Below are 17,227 nucleotides of genomic sequence, written 5' to 3'. Positions count from 1 at the left end.
GCTCCAGCGCCTCGAGCACCAGCGGATCGGCGTCGTCGATGGCGACGGCACCGTGGCATCCGTGGGTCCGGGCTTCCTTGACGTGCCAAGCCCCTGACCAGGTGGGCATCCGGAGCTCGTCGCCCATGGTCACGAACCGGGCCGCGAGCGCGCGGATCACATCGTGCTCGCCCTCGAACGATCGCAGATAGCCGTCTGCGGCCAGCCCGAGATACATTGACCAGACGAACACCGCCCCGTGGCTCTCTTCCCACCGCTGATAGAAGCCCGTGTCGCTCCAGAGCCCCCGCCCGACCCACATCAGGCGCAGGCGCTCGCCCGGGCAGGCTGCTTCGCCGTCGGCGGCGCGCTGCGCGACCTCCTCGTAGAATCGTCTGGCGGCATCGCGAGCCCAGACCGTTCCCCGATGCCACTGCGGGACCATGGTCGCGGGCATGGTATCGACGACGCCGACGGGCACGGGATGAGTACGGGCGATAAGGTCTCGCGTGCGGCGGTAGTAGTCCTCCTGCTCGTTGACCAGGTTCATGACCTCGACCAGCCGGGCGAGGTCCAGCGTCCGGCCGGTCAGGGCCTCCAGCCGCGTGATCTGGTTCTCGATCTGGGCTGACATCAGCTCCAGCCGCTCGGGCTCCAGCGTCTGCTCCCAACGTTCGGGCATGTCGTCCCACCAGTCGATGGGGAGGTCGATGCGACTCTCGATCGAGCGGTCGAAGACAAACAGGTCGGCCCCCGTTTCGCGCGCCCAGGCCTCGAAGATCCTGGGGCCCGGATCGGAACCGGCGATCAATGAAAGGGCCGACGGCGTCGGCAACCCGCCCCACGGCGCGTCATCGAGCTGGTCGTCCAGCGCGGCGGCCAGGCCTTGTGCGCTGTAGGTCTCGACGTGGGACGGATAGTCCGCAGCCTGCAACAGGCGGCCATAGTGACCGGCCTTCTGCTTGGCCGCCACGATGGAGGCCCACCACTGGTTTACGACATAGGGGACGTCCAGGGCGCGCAGGATTTCCTGCGGCGCGTCGGCATTGACGACGGCGAAGGGGCCGCTGGCGGCCTGCTCACGCACACCGGCGAACCAGTCGCGCTGCCAGGCCCCGAAGTCGGCAGTGCAGTCCAGCGACTTGCGGCTGCGCCTTGGTTCGGGCTCGACAGGCTTTGATGCAGGGGACGGCCGGGGTGTCGTGACTTTCGATGCGGGCGTACGGATTTCGCCGGTGGTCAGGAAATGGGAAATTTGGCTGGAGGTCTGGGCGTTGATGGCTGCGGTCGGGCTGAGCCCGGCGATCGCGAAAAAGGCGATGCCAGCTTCGTTGAGGGCCTGGCGGGTCGGTTTGACATCCCAGGGCGCGGCTTCATCGCCCAGCAGTGCGCAGTGGATCACGGCATCGACGGACAGCGCCTTGGCGCGCCGGACCAGTGCGGCTGCCCGCGTGTCGGCGGACTGCATGGGGCTGGGCCAGGCGGGGGACTGGCTACGCAGCGCGATCCCCTCGGGCACCGACACGGTCTCGTCCAGTGTCGCAGCGAGCCAGGGATCACCCCAGCCATGATCCTCGGCCACGATGATCGCGCCGAGAGACTCGATCTGTCGGTAGAGGGCCGAGGTCTCATGCGGGGAGCCGGTCAGCACGATCCGTCGGCCTTCCAGGACCGGTGACGCCTTTAACGCCGTGTCGAGATCATCAAGGATGCGCGTGGCCTTCGCGCCGGACACCCGGCTGATGACGCGAATGAGATCGAGCCCATCGGCCCCTGACAGCCGCGGTATGTTGCCGCTGCGTCTCGACGTGAACAGTGCCGCCAGGCGTGACTTAAGGGCATTCTCTCGCTGGCGCGCGGCGTCTAGAGCATCAGCATCGATTGTGTGCCCAACCCTCTGCTCGAGCCAGGCCTGGAGGGCCGTGAGCCGGGCGAGGTTGTAGCGCCGGACGGCATCGTCCACGCCATGCAGCAGGTCCACGAAGGCGAACGGCATCTGGGGCCCACGCCCGGTGCGATGAAGTTCGCGCATCACGGCGAACAACTGGGCATCCTCGGCGGCGGCATGGGTGAGAACGAGGCCGCGCGGCGCGAACCCGTCAGCCTCGATCGCGGCGAGAATTCCCCGGGATCGGTCGCTCAGACCGGAGTGAGCCTGCGTGCCGCCAACACCGGCGGGGACGATCGCCCATGGAACGAGCCCGGCGGCGGCAATCAGCTCGCGTGGGGCATCCGATCCGAGGCAGGCGATGACGTCCGGCGACGCGGCGGCACATCCGGCCATGGCATTGGCGACAATGTCGGAGATCGGCATCAGATCGTGCCCGCGGCCCGCAGTTGCTCCAGTCGTTCGGCGGAATAGCCCAGAGTTTCGCCATAGACGCTGGCATTGTGCTGGCCAATCTCGACCGGCAGGACATCGTCGAACCCCGTGCGGCATTCGGAGAACTGGATCGGGACACCGACCGTGCGCAGCGATTCGTCGGTGTCATAGCGGGGATGCTTGACGGGCATGGTCTCGCCACGTGCCACCACGCGCGGATCCAGCATGCCCTCGGACGGGTGCCGGACCGGGGCGACCGGAACGCCTTCGGCCTCGAGCAAACGCACGACCTCGGCGGTCGGCAGGGTGCTGGTCCAGGCTTCGATCTGTGCCTCCAGCCCGACGGCATTGGCGACCCGGCCGTCGCGGCTGTTGTAGCGGGGATCGTCCTGGAACCCGGGCTCGCCCATGATCCGGAAGAGCGCGCGGGCCAGCCCTTCATGGACGGCCACGATGGCGACATAGCCGTCCGCGCAGCGGAAGACGCCGAAGGGCGACAGGCGGTGGACGGTCAGTCCGGTACGCCCGGACATGCCCGCCATCTCCATCGCGCGCCAGTTCTCGATGGCGACGAAGGACGTCAGCGCCCCGAGCATCGACACATCCACGAACTGGCCGAAGCCGGTCTTCTCCCGGTGCTGGAGAGCGGCCAGGATGCCGATGACGCCAAACACCGGGGCCAGCATGTCGGCCATGGGAATGCCGATGCGCACGGGCGGCGTACCCTCTTCGCCGCTGGTGTACATCGCGCCGCTCAGGGCCTGGATCAGGACGTCCATTGCCTTGGACCCGTCGGAACCTCCGGCTCCGAAACCGCTGAGCGCGCAGTAGATGATACCGGGGTTGGCGGCCTGGGCCGCTGTATAGCCGACGCCCAGACGGTCCGCCGTGCCGCTTGTGAAGTTCTCGATGACCACGTCGGCGGTTCGCACCAGATCGGCGAAGACCTGACGCGCTTCCGGAGTCTTCAGGTTCAGACTGATCCCCTTCTTGCCCCGCGCGCGGGTCAGGTGAGAGACCGACAGATCGTCCGAGTGTGACCGCATGACCGTGACCCCGTCCCGGCCTATGTAAGGGCTGTTTTCCCGGGCCAGGTCTCCGCCCTTCGGATCTTCGATCTTGATAATCTCGGCCCCGAGGCCCGCCAGCAGAAGCGTTGCATAGGGACCGGCGAGTGCGCGCGTCAGGTCAATGACGCGGAGCCCCTCGAGCGGACGGGGCGCGGAGACGGAAGATTGGGTCACGGTCGTTCCTCTGCGATCGCTTCTCGCACCCCCAACGGCGGCCCGGTCGATCCGGCGTGATTGAGCCGTGAGCATCGGCTTGAGTCAATATTAGTTTCTACAACATACGATTTATCTACCGCCCAATGTTTTTGTCGAGAATCTGATAGACCCCAAGCTATGCTCTCTGTGGCTGCAAGGATCCGTGCCCATGTCCGAACCGATGCTCGTCGAGATCGATCACACGCCGGCCTCGGCCACGCGCTCTCTGGGCGTCCTGACCCCGCTGCTGGGCTTCCGGATGAGACGGATCCACAATCATCTGACCCGGTCGTTCAGCGAGCGACTTGGCGATCAGGCGCTTAGGCCCGGCGGTTTTTCGGCCCTTGGTCTGATGGCCGCAAATCCCGGCATGTCGCAGAAGATGCTGTCCGACGAGCTGGGGCAGGACAAGGCGACCGTCGTGGCCCTGCTGGACGAGCTGGAACGGCGCGGATGGGCCGAACGCCGCCGTGACGTCGCCGATCGTCGGCGGCATCACCTGTTCATCACGCCGGCTGGCGAGAAGTCTCTGGCCTGGATGGCGAAGGAGGCCGTGGCCAACGAACGCGGCGTGGTGGCGGCCCTGACCGACGACGAGGCCCACACCCTCCTGACGCTGCTGGACAAGGTCTATCGCGGGGCCTTCCCGACGGAGCCCTAGGCGGCGACTGTGGGCTCGTTGATACGAATGCTGCGGCTGGCCAGAGCCAGGAAGACCATTGAAATCAGGAAGGTCGCAGACATGACCAGCAGGGCCACTTGAAGGCCTGAGGCGGACGCCTGGGCACAGGCAGCGCCGACAGCCTCCAGGGCACCTTCGGGCGCACGGCCACCGGGACAGGTTTCGGTAAAGGCACCGGCCCCCACGAACCTCTGGCCCGCCACCGTGTCGCTGATGACTCCGGTCAGGAGGGGCCCAACCGTGCTGCCGACCACCGTGGCCGCGACCATGAACACGGCGGTCCCCGTTGCGCGCATCGTCGACGGGACGATATTCTGGATGGCCGCATACAGCGGTCCGTTTTTCATGTTGTACGCCACAGCCGCTGCCAACAGGAACGGCATGGCCCAACGGGCGTCCGGCGAACCGAAGGCAACCAGATAAGCGATGGCGGCCAGGCCGCTGCCGAGGGCGGGGACCAGCACATAGGAGCGGCCGCGACTGTCGGAAAACTTGTCGGCCAGCACGCCGCCCAGCATGGCTCCGACCAGGCCGGCGATCCCGGTCATGCCTACGATGCCGCCGGCCTGCGACAGGGTGAATTCATGGGTCCGGAGCAGGAAAGACACGGTGAAACCCGCGATGCCCGCGTTGGCGATGCCGACGAACGCCCCGCCGATGAAGACGAAAACGAACGCGGGCGTCTTCAGCAACCACTTGAAGTCGGTCCAGAACGTTGCCGGGCGTCGCTCGGTGTTGGCGGGCGTGGCCTTGCGCGGGTCCTTCAGCGTCAGCCAGACCAGAAGGCTCAACACCACGCCGGGCAGACCGAGCAGCAGGAAGGCCGAGCGCCAGCCCCAGGTTTCGGCCACGAAGCCGCCGATCATGGGAGCCAGGATCGTCGCCAGCGGCGGGGCCGAACTGACGACCGACATGACCAACCCGCGCTGACGTGGCGTGAAATAGTCGGCTAGCACCGAGTGGCTGATCGGGATGCAGCCCCCTTCGCCGGCACCGACGCCGATTCGGTAGAGCAGCAGTTGGCCGAAGTTCTGGGCCACGCCGCAAAGGGCGGTCATCCCCGACCAGATGGCGATGGCCAGGGCCAGCAGGCCGGCCCGGTTGAACCGCTCGGCGAATCGCGCCGCCGGGATGCCTGAAAGGGAATAGAACAGAGCGAAGGCGGGGCCCGTCAGCAGGCCCAGTTGCGCATCCGAGAGGCCCAGTTCGACCTTGATCGGCTCCTGCAGCACGCCGAGGACGATGCGGTCCAGATAGTTGCACACCGTCACGGCCAGCAGCAGCACGACGACGTAGATCTGGTATGGCCGCCAACCCTTAGAGGGAGCGCCGGATGCGGGAATGTCGGTCACGTCTCGGATCCTCCGGGTGTGCGCCCATGCGTCGCTCTGCGTCGACTGCTCCGGAAAGGTTGATTGATAAAATCGTTTGTGTCTATACCTATATTGGTCGTCGCGATTGATCGCGCCGTCGATCCTCCGCACTACCGCCGTGCCTATCACGGCCGCTGTCATAAAGCGGGCGGTGAGTTGTCGAACCGGAGGGTCTAAGACAGGCCTTTGGATCGCTATTGTGCTGATTGCGATGTTGGCTGCCCTAGGGTCCGGACTCATTTGATTCAGTAGCAGACGATGGCTGCGATGAGGACGCCGGAGAGGAAGTTGCCGGCGAGCTTGTCGTATCGTGTGGCGACGCGTCGATAGTCCTTCAGTCTGGCCCAGAGGCGTTCGACGGTGTTGCGCTTGCGGTAGATTACCGGATCGTGGTGCGCCGGGTGCTTGCGGCGTGATCTGGCCGGGATGACGACGGTGGCATCCTGTTCGGCCAGGCGCTTTCTGAGGTGGTCGACGTCGTAGCCGCGATCGGCCAGCAGGGTCCTGAAGCGCCCGGCCTTGTCGATCAGGGCATGGGCCATGGTGATGTCGTGGCTGTTTCCGGGGCCGACAAGCAGGACTCTCGGCCGTCCAAGCTCGTCCACCAGGCCGTGGACCTTGGTGGTTCGCCCGCCTCGTGACACCCCTATGCCCTGGAAGAAGGCCCCCCTTTTGCGCCTGCCGCCGAGCGGTGGGCCTTGACCGAGGTCGAGTCGATCGCCGCAGAAGAGTAGATTCCGCTATGGCCGGTCAGGGCCTTGAAGATGTCGTGCCAGACACCCTGTCGGCTCCACCGATTGAAGCGGTTGTAGACCGTCGTGTACGGCCCGTACTCGGGCGGGCAGTCTCGCCATCGCGCACCCGATTGAAGCATATGGACAATCCCGGAAATGACACGGTGATCGTCCACCCGTCGAGCGCCCCGACGGCCACGCGGTAAGTGCGGCTCAATCCGGGCCCACGCCTCATCGTCCAACCAGTACAGCTTGCGCATCCAAGGCTCCCTTCCAGACGCCTTGAATCAGAACTGCACCGGCACCGCTAAACGCTATTAAGTACCGACCCTAGGTCGCCTGCGGTTGATTTTGCATTTTGCCTCGAATCCGGCGGTTCGCGTCGCGGCCGTCATGCGCAGAAGGTGACGGGGCGAACCGCCAGCTTTGACCATTCCCTGTGAACCAGGCCTCAGCTCTTGTGGTCCTGGGCCATGAAACCTGCTAAGCGGCGAATATGGCGTCCCTAATGACGAGAACCCGGTGGATCGTGGCGCTCTTCGCGCTGCTCGTCGCCATGTTCGCTCTCGCACCGGTCGTCGAGGCGGCGGAGTGCGGGGTGGAGCTGCCGTCTGCTCACCAGACGGTCGCGGGCGATGTCGACGGCGGTCAGGATGAGGGCCGGCAGCCTATGCATGGCACCTGCTCGCACGGTCACTGCCATCACTCCGGTTCCATGGTCACGCCGGACCTGACCATGGGGACCGAGACCGCCGATCTTCGGGCCGATCACGCCTTCCCGTTGGATGACCTGCGCGTGTCCTACGCGCCTGACGGTCTGGAACGCCCTCCCAGAGGCTGACGCGACGCTCGCGCTGACCAGCGCACGCTCTCGTCCTCTCTCTGGAAAATGAACCATGATATCCCTACATTGCCGGCCGCCGCGTTTCGCGGTCGGTTGCGCGTGGGCCGCCTTTGCGGCCCTTCTCGCCGGCCCGGCTTGGGCTGATCCCGCCCCCGCGTTTGAAATCCTGCTCGCACAGATCGGCCTCACGCCCTCCGCCGTGGAGGCTGACGCTTTGCTGGACGCAGCCGAGGCACGGGTTCGCCAGGCCCGCGTCCGCCCCAACCCGACCCTCGGATTGGAAGCAGAGAATGCCTTCGGCAGTGGCTCGTTCAACGGCTACGGGAATGCAGAGACCACACTATCTCTCAGTCAGAACCTGGAACTGTGGGGCCGCCGTGGCGCCCGTGTCGGCGCCGCTCGCGCCGAAGCCGATACAGCGTCGCTGCGACAGGACCAGGCAAGGGTCGAGGCCGCCGCCCGTCTTGCCCTTGCCTATTCCGAGGCCGAGGCCGCTCAGCGTCGCTACGATCTTGCGCACGAGGCCCTTGCCGTCACCATCGCCGACACCCGCGCCGCGCTCATCCTGGTTGCAGAGGGTCGCGAGCCGATGCTCCGCGGCATCCAGGGAGAGTCGGAGGCCGCAGCCGCTCGGGCCTCGCTCGACGAAGCTGAGGCCGAACGCGACGCCGCTTTCGCGCGACTGACCGCAGTCGCTCTGTCAACAACGCCGCTGACCTCCATCGAGGTGAGCCTGATCGACCGCATACCAGCGAATCCCGCTAACCCTACCTCGGCGGCACCCCAGGTCCGTGTCGCAGAGGCCGAACGTGCGGCGGCCGAGAGCCGCATCACGGTCGAGCGCGTCCGCGCGGAGCCTGACGTCACCGCGTCTATCGGCGTCCGTCGATACGAGGGGGAGGATGCTACGGCCCTGACGTTCGGGCTCAGCCTACCCCTGCCGCTGTTCGATCGAAACCGGGGGAACATCGAGGCGGCCCAGGCCGACTTCCGCGCCGCCGATGCCCGGTTGACTGGTGCCCGGCAGGACGCCGAAGCGGCCCGCAACGCGGCTCAAGCCCGCCTTCGCGCCTCCACCAGCCGGGTCTCGGCGGCTGACGCTGGGGTCACCGCTGGGGAGGAAGCCTACCGGCTTTCGCGCATCGGCTTCGACGCCGGGCGTATCTCCCAACTGGAACTGCGATCGTCCCGCTCGGCCCTTATTTCCGCTCGCAACGCCGCCGTGGACGCCCGCCTCGCGCGGGTCCGAGCTGAAATCGACCTCGCGCGCCTGCAAGGCCGCGCGCCGTTTGGAACGCCACAATGAAACGCCCCTCGCAGATCAACAGAACCTGGCTGATGGCCGGGGCCGCCGTCGTGGTCGTCGCCGTCGGCGGGACCTGGTTCGCCGTCAGCAGAAGCCCGGCTCCAGCCGCTGAATCCGCTGAGGGAGAACACGCCGAAGAGGGGGAGCATGCGGAGGAGGAAGCCGACGCGCCCGAAGGGACGGTGGTTCTGAGCGACGCCCAGATTAGCGCCGCCGGGATCGGTATCGTCGCGATCACCGGTGGCGGCGGAGGCGAGACCCTGCTTTCCGGTCGGGTCGAGCCGATGGTCGACGCCCGCGCCGCCGTGTCCGCTGTAGTCGGTGGTCGGGTTGAACGCGTGCTGGTCGCCCCCGGTCAGTCGGTCCGTGCCGGTCAGGCCCTTGCGGTTCTGGTCAGCGGCGACGCCGCCAGCCTTCGCGCTGATGCCGATGCGGCCCAGGCCAACGCCGTCGCGGCCCAGCAGGCGCATGCGCGCGAGGAGAGCCTCGCCGACCAGGGCGTGGTTGCCCGTCGCGACGCCGAGGTGGCTCATGCGCAGGCCCTCGGCGCCGAGGCGGCCGCCCGCGCCGCTCGTGCTCGCGCTTTGGCGGCGGGCGCGCCCAATGCCTCGGGCCGCGTCAACGTCTCCAGCCCGATCACCGGGGTGGTTACCAGCGTACAGGTCGGTCCCGGTGGGTTCGCGGCCCAGGGCGGCGTCATCGCCGAGGTTACCAACCCCGCGCGGGTCGAGATCGTGTTCAACGCGCCGCCAGCCCTCGCCGCCCAGGTCCGGGCGGGATCGACGATGCGGGTCCAGGGACCGGCTGGTGAATTCGAGGCCCAGGTCACCGGCGTCGCCGCCGGCGCGGGGGCCGAGGGCGGCGGGGCGGTCATCCGCGCCCATCCGACCGGGTCACGCCTTCCTCCGGCGGGCTCGGCGGTAACGGGCACCGTGGTCACCGGCGAAGCCGTCAGCGGCATGACGGTCCCGTCCGAGGCCGTGCAGACTGTCGAGGGCGCCAATGTCGTCTTCGTCCGCACGGCGACGGGCTTCCGCGCTGCGCCGGTCCTCGTCGGCCGTCAGGCCGCCGGGCGAACGGAAATCCTGAGCGGCCTGACCGCGACCGACCGGATCGCCGGATCGAACGCCTTCCTGCTCAAGGCGGAACTCGCAAAGGGCGAAGCCGAGCACGGTCACTGATCATGTTCAAAGCCCTCATCGAAACCTCCGTCCGCTTCCGCTGGTTCGTGGTCCTGGTCACGGCGCTCGTCGCCGCACTGGGCCTGTTCGAACTGACCAAGCTTCCGATCGATGCCGTGCCGGACATCACCAACCGGCAGGTCCAGATCACTACAGTGGCCCCGGCGCTGGCGCCCGAACAGATCGAACGACAGGTCACATATCCGCTCGAAACGGCGATGGCGGGTATTCCCGGCCTGACCTCGACCCGGTCGCTGAGCCGCAACGGCTTCAGCCAGATCACCGTCATCTTCACCGATCAGACCGACATCTATTTCGCCCGCCAGCAGGTCGCCGAACGGCTGGGCCAGGCGCGCGAAAGCCTGCCCGAAGGCGTCGAGCCCAACCTGTCACCGATCACGACAGGCCTGGGTGAAGTCCTGATGTGGACGATTGACTACAAGCCGTTTACCGCCGCCAACCTCGCCAAACCGGGTAAGCCGGGATGGCAGGCCGGTGGAGCCTATCTGACCCCTGAAGGCGATCTGCTGACCACGGCAGAGAGTCGCGCAACCTACCTGCGTACCGTTCAGGACTGGATCGTCGCACCGCAGATGCGGACGGCCCCCGGTCTGGCCGGTGTCGACACAGTGGGCGGTTACGTAAAGGAATATGCCGTCAGACCCGATGCTTCCCAGTTGTCGGCCTATGGGCTCAGCCTCGGCGACCTCATCACCGCGCTGGACCGGGCAAACACTCAGGCCGGCGCAGGATATGTCCAGCGGGCGGGCGAAGCCCTGACGGTGCGCACCGACGCCCTGGCCTCGACCATCGAGGACCTGGCCCAGGCCCCGGTCGTTAATCGCGGCGGTCTGGTCGTCCGGGTCGCGGACGTGGCGACCGTGGAAATCGGTCAGGCCCCCCGTCTCGGCGGCGCGAGTCGGGATGGGCACGAGGCGGTTCTCGGCACAGCCCTGATGATCGCGGGCGGTAACAGCCGCACGGTCGCCCAGGCAGCGGGGGAGCGTCTCGACGAGATTCGTCCGACCTTGCCGGCCAGCATCGAGGCGGTCACGGTGCTGGACCGCAGCGCCCTGGTCAACTCGACCATCCAGACGGTGGCTCGCAATCTGATTGAGGGCGCCCTGCTCGTGATCGTGGTGCTGTTCCTGCTGCTCGGGAACATCCGCGCCGCCTCGATTACGGCCCTGATGATCCCGCTCAGCTTCCTGTTCGCCGTCATCGGCATGAACCGGTTTGGCATCAGCGGAAACCTGATGAGCCTGGGCGCTCTCGACTTCGGCCTCATGGTCGACGGCGGGATCGTGGTGATCGAGAACACCCTTCTGCTGCTGACGCAGCGGCGGGCGTCGCTCGGTCGGATGCTGACCCGCCGCGAACGCCTCGACGTCGCGGTCCAGTCAGCGCGACAGATGGTCAAGCCCGCGGCCTTCGGCCAGCTGATCATCCTGCTGGTCTTCACGCCTCTGCTGATGCTGGAAGGCGTCGAGGGCAAGACCTTCGTGCCCATGGGGGCGACGGTCATGCTGGCCCTCGTCGGGGCCTTCATCTTTTCGTTCACCTTCGTGCCCGCCATGACGGCACTGCTCGTCCGCGATCCGAAGACCGTCCATGTCGACGAGCGCGGCCACGCCAAGGAGCATGAAACCTTCATCCTGCGGTTCGCCCGTCGCTGGATCGAACCGGCCATTCGTGCCGCCGTCGGCAATGCCCGCATCGTGATCGTCTCGGTCGTGGCGGCGCTGTTGGTCGGCGGCGTCGCCTTCACCACCCTGGGGCGGGAGTTCATCCCGACCCTCGATGAGGGCGACATCGCCATGCAGGCGCTGAGAGTCCCGTCCGCGTCGCTGGAGCAGTCCCTGATCATGCAGATGAATCTCGAGCAAGCGATCTCGGCCCAGCCCGAGGTGGAGACGATGTTTTCGCGGACCGGAACGGCGGAGGCGGCGGTCGATCCCATGCCGCCCAACATTTCCGACAGCGTCATCGTGCTGAAGGATCGCAAGGAATGGCCAGACCCCAAGCTGGAGAAGGAAGTCCTGCTTGAACGACTGGAGGGAGTCGCTGCCCAGCAGATCGGCAACAATTTCGAGTTCAGCCAGCCGATCGAACTGCGCTTCAATGAACTGATCTCGGGCGTCCGCACCGACCTGGCCGTGCTGGTGTACGGTGACGACTTCGACACCCTCCAAAGGGTGGCGGATCAGGTGGCGACAGCCCTTCGTCAGACGACGGGCTCAGCAGACGTTCGGGTCGAACAAGCGTCGGGCCTGCCGACCCTGACCATCAGCGTCGATCGGTTCGCGGCAGCCAACTACGGCCTGTCCGCCGCCGACATCTCCGAGACGGTCTCGACCGCCATCGGGGGCGCGGAGGCCGGTCGCATCTTCGAGGGCGATCGTCGCTTCAACGTCGTCGTCCGATTGCCTGATGCGGCCCGCAACGATCCGGCGAGCCTCGCGGCCCTGCCCATCGTGTCGTCGAACGGAACCGTCGTGCCCCTGTCGTCGGTGGCGCGGATAGAGACCGCCGAAGGCCCCAACCAGATCAGCCGCAACAACGGCTCCCGGCGGATGGTGGTCCAGGCCAACGTCCGGGGCCGCGATCTGGGTGGGTTCGTCAGCGATGCGCAAGACAAGGTCGGGGAGATCGCCCTGCCGTCCGGCGTTCGCCTCAACTGGGGCGGCCAGTTCGAGAACCTGAAGCGGGCCGAGCAGCGCCTGGGTCTCGTCATCCCGATCGTCTTCGTCCTGATTGGGGTGCTGCTGTTCATGGCGTTGGGTTCGTTCGCCGAGGCCGGTCTGGTCTTCGCCTGCGTGCCTCTGGCCCTGGTCGGCGGGGTGCTGGCCCTGTTGCTGCGCGGCATGCCCTTCTCGGTATCGGCGGCGGTCGGCTTCATCGCTGTCTCCGGGGTCGCCACGCTGAACGGTCTGGTGTTGATGCAGGCCATCCGCGAGCGGCTCCAAGCCGGTCTCGAACCGCCCGAGGCGGCGATGGAGGGAGCATTCAGCCGCCTTCGGGCTGTGCTGACCACGGCGCTCGTCGCCATCGTCGGGTTCATCCCCATGGCCTTGGCTCATGGGGCGGGGGCCGAGGTGCAAAAGCCCCTGGCCACGGTCGTCATCGGTGGTCTGCTGACTGCGACGGCGTTGACGCTGCTGGTTCTGCCGACCTTCGCAGCCAGGACCGTGAAGTCTCGAAAAGCAAACAACACAGCTTATGAGGGTGCTGTCAGTCCAACGGCAACTCGTCGCCACTGAGGGGAGTCCGGGCAGGGGAGGCGAGGACTATGCGGCGAACGTCTGCCACTCGGCCAGGGCGGCCGAGCGTTGAGCCTTGTATGTCTCCCTGCTGATGAGGTGGCGGTCCTGATTGAAGTGGTTGTGGAAGGCGGCGTGGACGGAGCTGAACTTCTGCAGGGTCTTCATCTGCCGGAACCTCACCATGGCCCGTTCTCGTCGTCGGAAGGGCAGGTGTGAGTTCTCCACCCTGTTGTTCGCCCAGCGGCCCATCTCCAGCTTACCGGCGTTACCGATCTCTTTCATCGCAGCCTTGTAGGAGCGCAGGCCGTCTATCGTGATGGCCTTCACCCGACCGTGCCGCTTCATGATTTTCCTCATGAACGTAAGCGCCGCCGCCTTGTCCCTGGTCTTGCTGGAAAAGGATTCCAGCACCTCGCCCTCCTGGTCCACGGTCCGCCAGAGGTAGTGCATCTCGCCGTTGATCTTCACGTAGACCTCGTCGAGGTGCCACCGCCAATGGGTGAAGGACCTCATTCGCTACACCCGCTTCCTTCGGATCTCTGCGGCGAACATCGGAGCAAACCGGTTCCACCACAGCCGCACCGTCTCGTAGCAAATGTAGATGCCGCGCTCAGCGAGCAGGTCCTCCACGTTCCGCAGCGACAGCGGATACTTCACGTACATCATCACCACCGTCCGGATCACCTCCGGCGAGCTGTCGAAGTACCGGAATGGGTTGGTGCTCTTGGCCATATGGTGAGGCTAAATGTCGGCCAGCCAAGGCGCAATGAGTTTGGGCTGACAGTGCCCCAAGTTCAGTTCAGCCACGGCCCGACTGGACGGTCCATGGTGTGACCCTCATAAACCCCGTTCGAACCCTGTGCGAGCGTCATTGAGACGAGTGGTCAAAAGTTCGCCCGTCAACTTGCGTGTGTAGGATTCGAGCAGGCTGATGCTGGCTTCGGCCGCGGCCCGATCACCGTTGAAGATCATCTCGATCGCGAGCCCGCGCATGGCCCCGATGTGAAGGCGAACCATGCGATCGATCGTTTCACGATCTCTGACACCCAATTCCTTAGCTAGGTTCCAGACGCCGTCGCGCTGTTCCGCTTCAAGCATTTCGGCAATGGAAAGAAATCGCGCTCCGAGGACCGGGTCGCTGCGGGACGCCATCATGATTTCGATCAAGGCCAGGGCAGGCGGCTCGCAGATCGCCTCCCAGGTCGCGCGGGTCAGCAGCAGGTACCGCTCCATGCCTGCCGGCGCGTCCGCGAGTCGACGTCGGACATAGCGGTTCTGGTGCAGGGCGGCCGCTTCGCCGACGGCGATGATCAGATCCACCTTGGTCGGAAAATGATGCAGCATCGCGCCGCGACTGACGCCGGCTTCCTCCATGACCAACTGGGTGGTTGTCGCCGCGTAGCCCACGCGCCGCAAACACGCGACCGCCGCGTCGATCAGACGCTGCCGCATCTGAGCGCTGCGCTCGGCGTGGCCCCCGCGCACCTTGGGCGCGCTGGAAGAGAGGGTCTGGTTTGCGGTCATTGGGAACTGTTGATGCTCCGGTTCGCAGCGTGATGTCCATAGAAACGCGAAAATTCCGGCAATCGACAGTCTGTATTGACGGCAAATGGGAAGTGTGTCCAAATCCGACCAACAAACAACGTCGCATCCTGCACGGTGACACCGGTGGCATGAGGCGGCTGCAAGGGCACGGACCCGCTGGCGACGGCGAGGATCCGGCAGTTCGGGGAGGGTGCTGTGGCGACCGCGAAAGACGACGTGTGCATCGGTGCGCCGAGGTTTGGGGTCAGCCTGGACGGTAATCTCCCCGTGAGGTCGTCGGCCGAAGGGCCGGCGAGAGGCGCAACTTCCCTGTGGGCTCCTCCTGGGGGCCGGTCTGAGCCGACCGGCCCCACCTTTTTCAGGAGATCTCGACCGGTCGCGGCACGCGTGGTCGTCGCCCTTCTCCTGCTTCTATCGGCACCTGTGCCGGCTGACGCCCAGACGTCGAGTGCGCGATCCACTCCGGGCGGAAACACGAACGAGGCCCAGGTCGGGGTCTACAGCCTGCCCGACCCGCTGACACTCAACGACGGAGATCGCGTTTCCGACGCCTCGACCTGGACACGCCGGCGTCGAGCGGAGGTGATGCGTCTGTTCGTCGAGAACCAGTTCGGCGCCACGCCGACCGCCTTCATCCCCATGACGACAGAGGCGTACGAGCAGGACGGCATAGCGCTGGCAGGCCTGGCGCGCCGCACCCAGGTCCGTCTGCGGTTCGGAGATGCCCGCGACGATCTTGCCGTCCGGGTCGTCCTGTTCACACCGCGTGACGCCACCGGCCCCGTGCCCGTCCTGCTGCACCTCGGGTTCTCGCCCAACACCCTGGTCTTTGACGAGCCCGGCATGGACGAAGGCCAGGCCTGGAACGTGCGAACCCGCAGTCGTGTGCCGGATCGCGAGGCCCCGTTGCTGGCCGGGTTCGACGCGCGGCCCTTTCTCGAGCGCGGCTATGCCGTGGCCCACGTCTACTACGGCGACATCGAGCCCGATTTCGACGGCGGTGCGGCCTTCGGCGTCCGCAGCCTGTTCGGCGGTCAGGACGAACCTCGCGAGCCCGACGAATGGGGTGCGATCGGGGCGTGGAGTTGGGGACTCAGCCGCGTCGTCGACTATCTGTCGGCCAACCCGGCGATCGACGCGCGCAGGATCGCCCTTTCCGGCGCCTCGCGCCTCGGCAAGACGACACTGTGGACCGCCGCCCAGGATCCTCGCATCGCCCTGGTCTTGCCGCTGATCTCGGGGGAGGGCGGGGCCGCCCTCAGTCGACGCGACTATGGCGAGACGATCGCTGCGATCACCGATCCCGATCGCTACGACTACTGGTTCGCGCCGCGTTACCAGACCTATTCCGACCGCGTCGGCGATCTGCCCGTCGACAGCCATATGTTGCTGTCCCTGATCGCACCCAGGCCGATGCTGCTGGTTACCGGCGAGACCGACACCTGGTCCGATCCGCGCGGCGAGTTCCTGGCGGCCCGGGCGACGACGCCGGTTTACGCCCTGTTCGGCAAGGCGGGGGTCACCGGGGCTCAACCGCCTGTCGAGACGCCGCCGTCCGGCGATCTGGCCGTCTTTCTCCATCGCGGCGGTCACGCGCTCCTTCCTGCGGATCTGACAGCGATGGCGTCCTTCATGGACCGGCATTTCCGCCCGTCCGGGACCGGCGCTGCGGGGCCCCAGACCGTTGCGGCGGCCAATGAGGCGCGACGGATCAACCGCAATCGACCGTCCGCCTGGTGGGCCGAAGTCTCGACGCGACCGGACGCCTGGTATGAAGGGCCGGAAGCCGCCGGGGTCGCGGAGAACATCCTGTCCTGGCAGGACCGCGTCAGCGGCGGCTGGGCGTTGATGAACACCACCGCCGAACCCAACATCGGCGATCCTGCAGCCGTCGGTCCATGGGGAACGCGGGCCGCGCTCATCAAGGCGACGGTCAACGAGATGCGTTTTCTGGCGCGGAGAAACGCAGCCCACCCCGACGCACAATACGCCACGGCGGTCGATCGTGGACTGGGTTACATTCTGGACGCCCAGTATCCGACGGGCGGCTGGCCACACTCCTGGCCCGTCTTCGTCAACGCCTACGACCATCAGGCGACCTTCAACGACGACGAGATGGTCGATCTGATGACCTTGTTGAGGGAGGTCGCCCGGGATGCCGGATTCGCCTTCCTGGGTGACGAGCGCCGTCGCCAGGCCCAGGCAGCCTTCGATCTCGGCATCGACTTCATTGTTCGCAGCCAGATCCGCGTCGATGGACGTCTGACCGTCTGGTGCGCTCAACACCACGAGGTCACCTACGAACCGCGCGGGGCCCGGGCGTTCGAACCCGTGTCGTTGAGCGGCGGTGAAAGCGCAGGCGTGCTGCTGCTGCTGATGAGCATCGACCGGCCGAGCCCCGCAGTCGTGGCCGCGATCGAAGCCGGCGTGGCCTGGTACAGGGCCGCAGCTATCACGGGCATTCGCGTCGAGACCACCGATGGAGATCGGGTGGTCATTTCCGATCCCGACGCGCCGCTGATCTGGGCTCGCTTCTACGACATTTCGACCAACCGACCGATCTTCGCCGGACGCGACGGTGTGATCCGCGCCAGCCTGGCCGAGATCGAGAAGGAAAGGCGCGCGGGATACGCCTGGTACGGCGCCTGGGGCGACGCGGTCCTTCGCCGCCATGCGGAATGGGCGCGAACCCGGACCGGCTGAGCGCCGTCAGACCTCGAACACCAATCAAC

The 17,227-nt window shown here is 66.4% G+C and carries 12 protein-coding genes and 1 pseudogene; 6 read left to right on the top strand and 7 right to left on the bottom strand.

What is annotated here, in order from left to right; translation table 11 throughout:
* Both ACILQR_RS03095 and ACILQR_RS03090 read right to left on the bottom strand, forming a co-directional pair.
* A partial coding sequence (locus tag ACILQR_RS03095) for a 2-hydroxyacyl-CoA dehydratase (RefSeq protein ID WP_395650044.1) occupies positions 1 to 2,293 on the bottom strand: 2,293 nt, incomplete at its 3' end.
* Positions 2,293 to 3,546 carry a CaiB/BaiF CoA transferase family protein gene (locus ACILQR_RS03090; RefSeq protein WP_395650043.1) on the bottom strand — a complete coding sequence of 418 codons (1,254 nt, stop codon included), beginning with the start codon at positions 3,544 to 3,546 and terminating at the stop codon, positions 2,293 to 2,295. The genes ACILQR_RS03090 and ACILQR_RS03095, both read right to left, overlap by 1 nt.
* Before the next feature lie 190 nt (positions 3,547 to 3,736).
* On the opposite strand from ACILQR_RS03090, the gene ACILQR_RS03085 reads away from it, so the two are divergent.
* Positions 3,737 to 4,228, top strand: a complete 492-nt coding sequence (locus tag ACILQR_RS03085) for a MarR family winged helix-turn-helix transcriptional regulator (protein ID WP_395650042.1) — start codon at positions 3,737 to 3,739, stop codon at positions 4,226 to 4,228.
* Here the strand turns inward: ACILQR_RS03085 and ACILQR_RS03080 are convergent.
* Positions 4,225 to 5,601 carry a spinster family MFS transporter gene (locus tag ACILQR_RS03080; protein WP_395650041.1) on the bottom strand — a complete coding sequence of 459 codons (1,377 nt, stop codon included), beginning with the start codon at positions 5,599 to 5,601 and terminating at the stop codon, positions 4,225 to 4,227. The genes ACILQR_RS03085 and ACILQR_RS03080 overlap by 4 nt on opposite strands.
* Positions 5,602 to 5,867: 266 nt before the next feature.
* Positions 5,868 to 6,616 (bottom strand): annotated as a pseudogene (locus ACILQR_RS03075) (IS5 family transposase).
* Positions 6,617 to 6,885: 269 nt separating this feature from the next.
* Here ACILQR_RS03075 and ACILQR_RS03070 point away from each other — a divergent pair.
* The 4 genes from ACILQR_RS03070 to ACILQR_RS03055 all read left to right on the top strand — a co-directional run bounded on the left by ACILQR_RS03070 (position 6,886) and on the right by ACILQR_RS03055 (position 12,947).
* Positions 6,886 to 7,197: a hypothetical protein gene (locus ACILQR_RS03070; protein WP_395650040.1), complete on the top strand. Its 312-nt coding sequence runs from the start codon at positions 6,886 to 6,888 to the stop codon at positions 7,195 to 7,197.
* 217 nt (positions 7,198 to 7,414) lie between these two features.
* Positions 7,415 to 8,506 carry a TolC family protein gene (locus ACILQR_RS03065; RefSeq protein WP_395650039.1) on the top strand — a complete coding sequence of 364 codons (1,092 nt, stop codon included), beginning with the start codon at positions 7,415 to 7,417 and terminating at the stop codon, positions 8,504 to 8,506.
* Positions 8,503 to 9,687, top strand: coding sequence for an efflux RND transporter periplasmic adaptor subunit (locus ACILQR_RS03060; RefSeq protein ID WP_395650038.1), 1,185 nt, complete (start codon positions 8,503 to 8,505; stop codon positions 9,685 to 9,687). Before ACILQR_RS03065 ends, ACILQR_RS03060 begins: the two co-directional genes overlap by 4 nt.
* 2 nt (positions 9,688 to 9,689) lie before the next feature.
* Complete coding sequence (locus ACILQR_RS03055; protein ID WP_395650037.1) at positions 9,690 to 12,947, top strand: efflux RND transporter permease subunit; 3,258 nt, start codon at positions 9,690 to 9,692, stop codon at positions 12,945 to 12,947.
* A 27-nt stretch (positions 12,948 to 12,974) separates the two neighbouring features.
* On the opposite strand, the gene ACILQR_RS03050 is transcribed toward ACILQR_RS03055, so the two are convergent.
* The 3 genes from ACILQR_RS03050 to ACILQR_RS03040 form a co-directional block, all read right to left on the bottom strand.
* Positions 12,975 to 13,463: a transposase gene (locus tag ACILQR_RS03050; RefSeq protein WP_395650036.1), complete on the bottom strand. Its 489-nt coding sequence runs from the start codon at positions 13,461 to 13,463 to the stop codon at positions 12,975 to 12,977.
* Between the two features lie 3 nt (positions 13,464 to 13,466).
* Positions 13,467 to 13,682 carry a hypothetical protein gene (locus ACILQR_RS03045; RefSeq protein ID WP_395650035.1) on the bottom strand — a complete coding sequence of 72 codons (216 nt, stop codon included), beginning with the start codon at positions 13,680 to 13,682 and terminating at the stop codon, positions 13,467 to 13,469.
* Between the two features lie 105 nt (positions 13,683 to 13,787).
* Entirely contained in the window at positions 13,788 to 14,474 is a 687-nt protein-coding gene (locus tag ACILQR_RS03040; protein WP_395650034.1) for a TetR/AcrR family transcriptional regulator, read from the bottom strand.
* Positions 14,475 to 14,882: 408 nt separating this feature from the next.
* Here ACILQR_RS03040 and pelA point away from each other — a divergent pair, with 408 nt between their 5' ends.
* A complete protein-coding gene (gene pelA, locus ACILQR_RS03035) occupies positions 14,883 to 17,198 on the top strand; it encodes a pectate lyase (protein WP_395650033.1) in 2,316 nt (771 codons plus the stop codon).
* Positions 17,199 to 17,227: the final 29 nt, after the last annotated feature.

It is taken from the genome of Brevundimonas sp. (assembly GCF_044239655.1).
Lineage (GTDB): Bacteria > Pseudomonadota > Alphaproteobacteria > Caulobacterales > Caulobacteraceae > Brevundimonas.
The sequence above is the reverse complement of the archived record's forward strand: the minus strand, read 5'-3'. Positions and strand labels throughout refer to the sequence as shown.

What these genes read in the sequence shown, in the direction of transcription:
- ACILQR_RS03085 (WP_395650042.1), top strand. Translation starts at nt 3,737, where the DNA reads ATGTCCGAACCGATGCTCGTCGAGATCGATCACACGCCGGCCTCGGCC.
- ACILQR_RS03060 (WP_395650038.1), top strand. Translation starts at nt 8,503, where the DNA reads ATGAAACGCCCCTCGCAGATCAACAGAACCTGGCTGATGGCCGGGGCC.
- ACILQR_RS03055 (WP_395650037.1), top strand. Translation starts at nt 9,690, where the DNA reads ATGTTCAAAGCCCTCATCGAAACCTCCGTCCGCTTCCGCTGGTTCGTG.
- ACILQR_RS03050 (WP_395650036.1), bottom strand. Translation starts at nt 13,463, where the DNA reads ATGAGGTCCTTCACCCATTGGCGGTGGCACCTCGACGAGGTCTACGTG.
- ACILQR_RS03045 (WP_395650035.1), bottom strand. Translation starts at nt 13,682, where the DNA reads ATGGCCAAGAGCACCAACCCATTCCGGTACTTCGACAGCTCGCCGGAG.
- ACILQR_RS03040 (WP_395650034.1), bottom strand. Translation starts at nt 14,474, where the DNA reads ATGACCGCAAACCAGACCCTCTCTTCCAGCGCGCCCAAGGTGCGCGGG.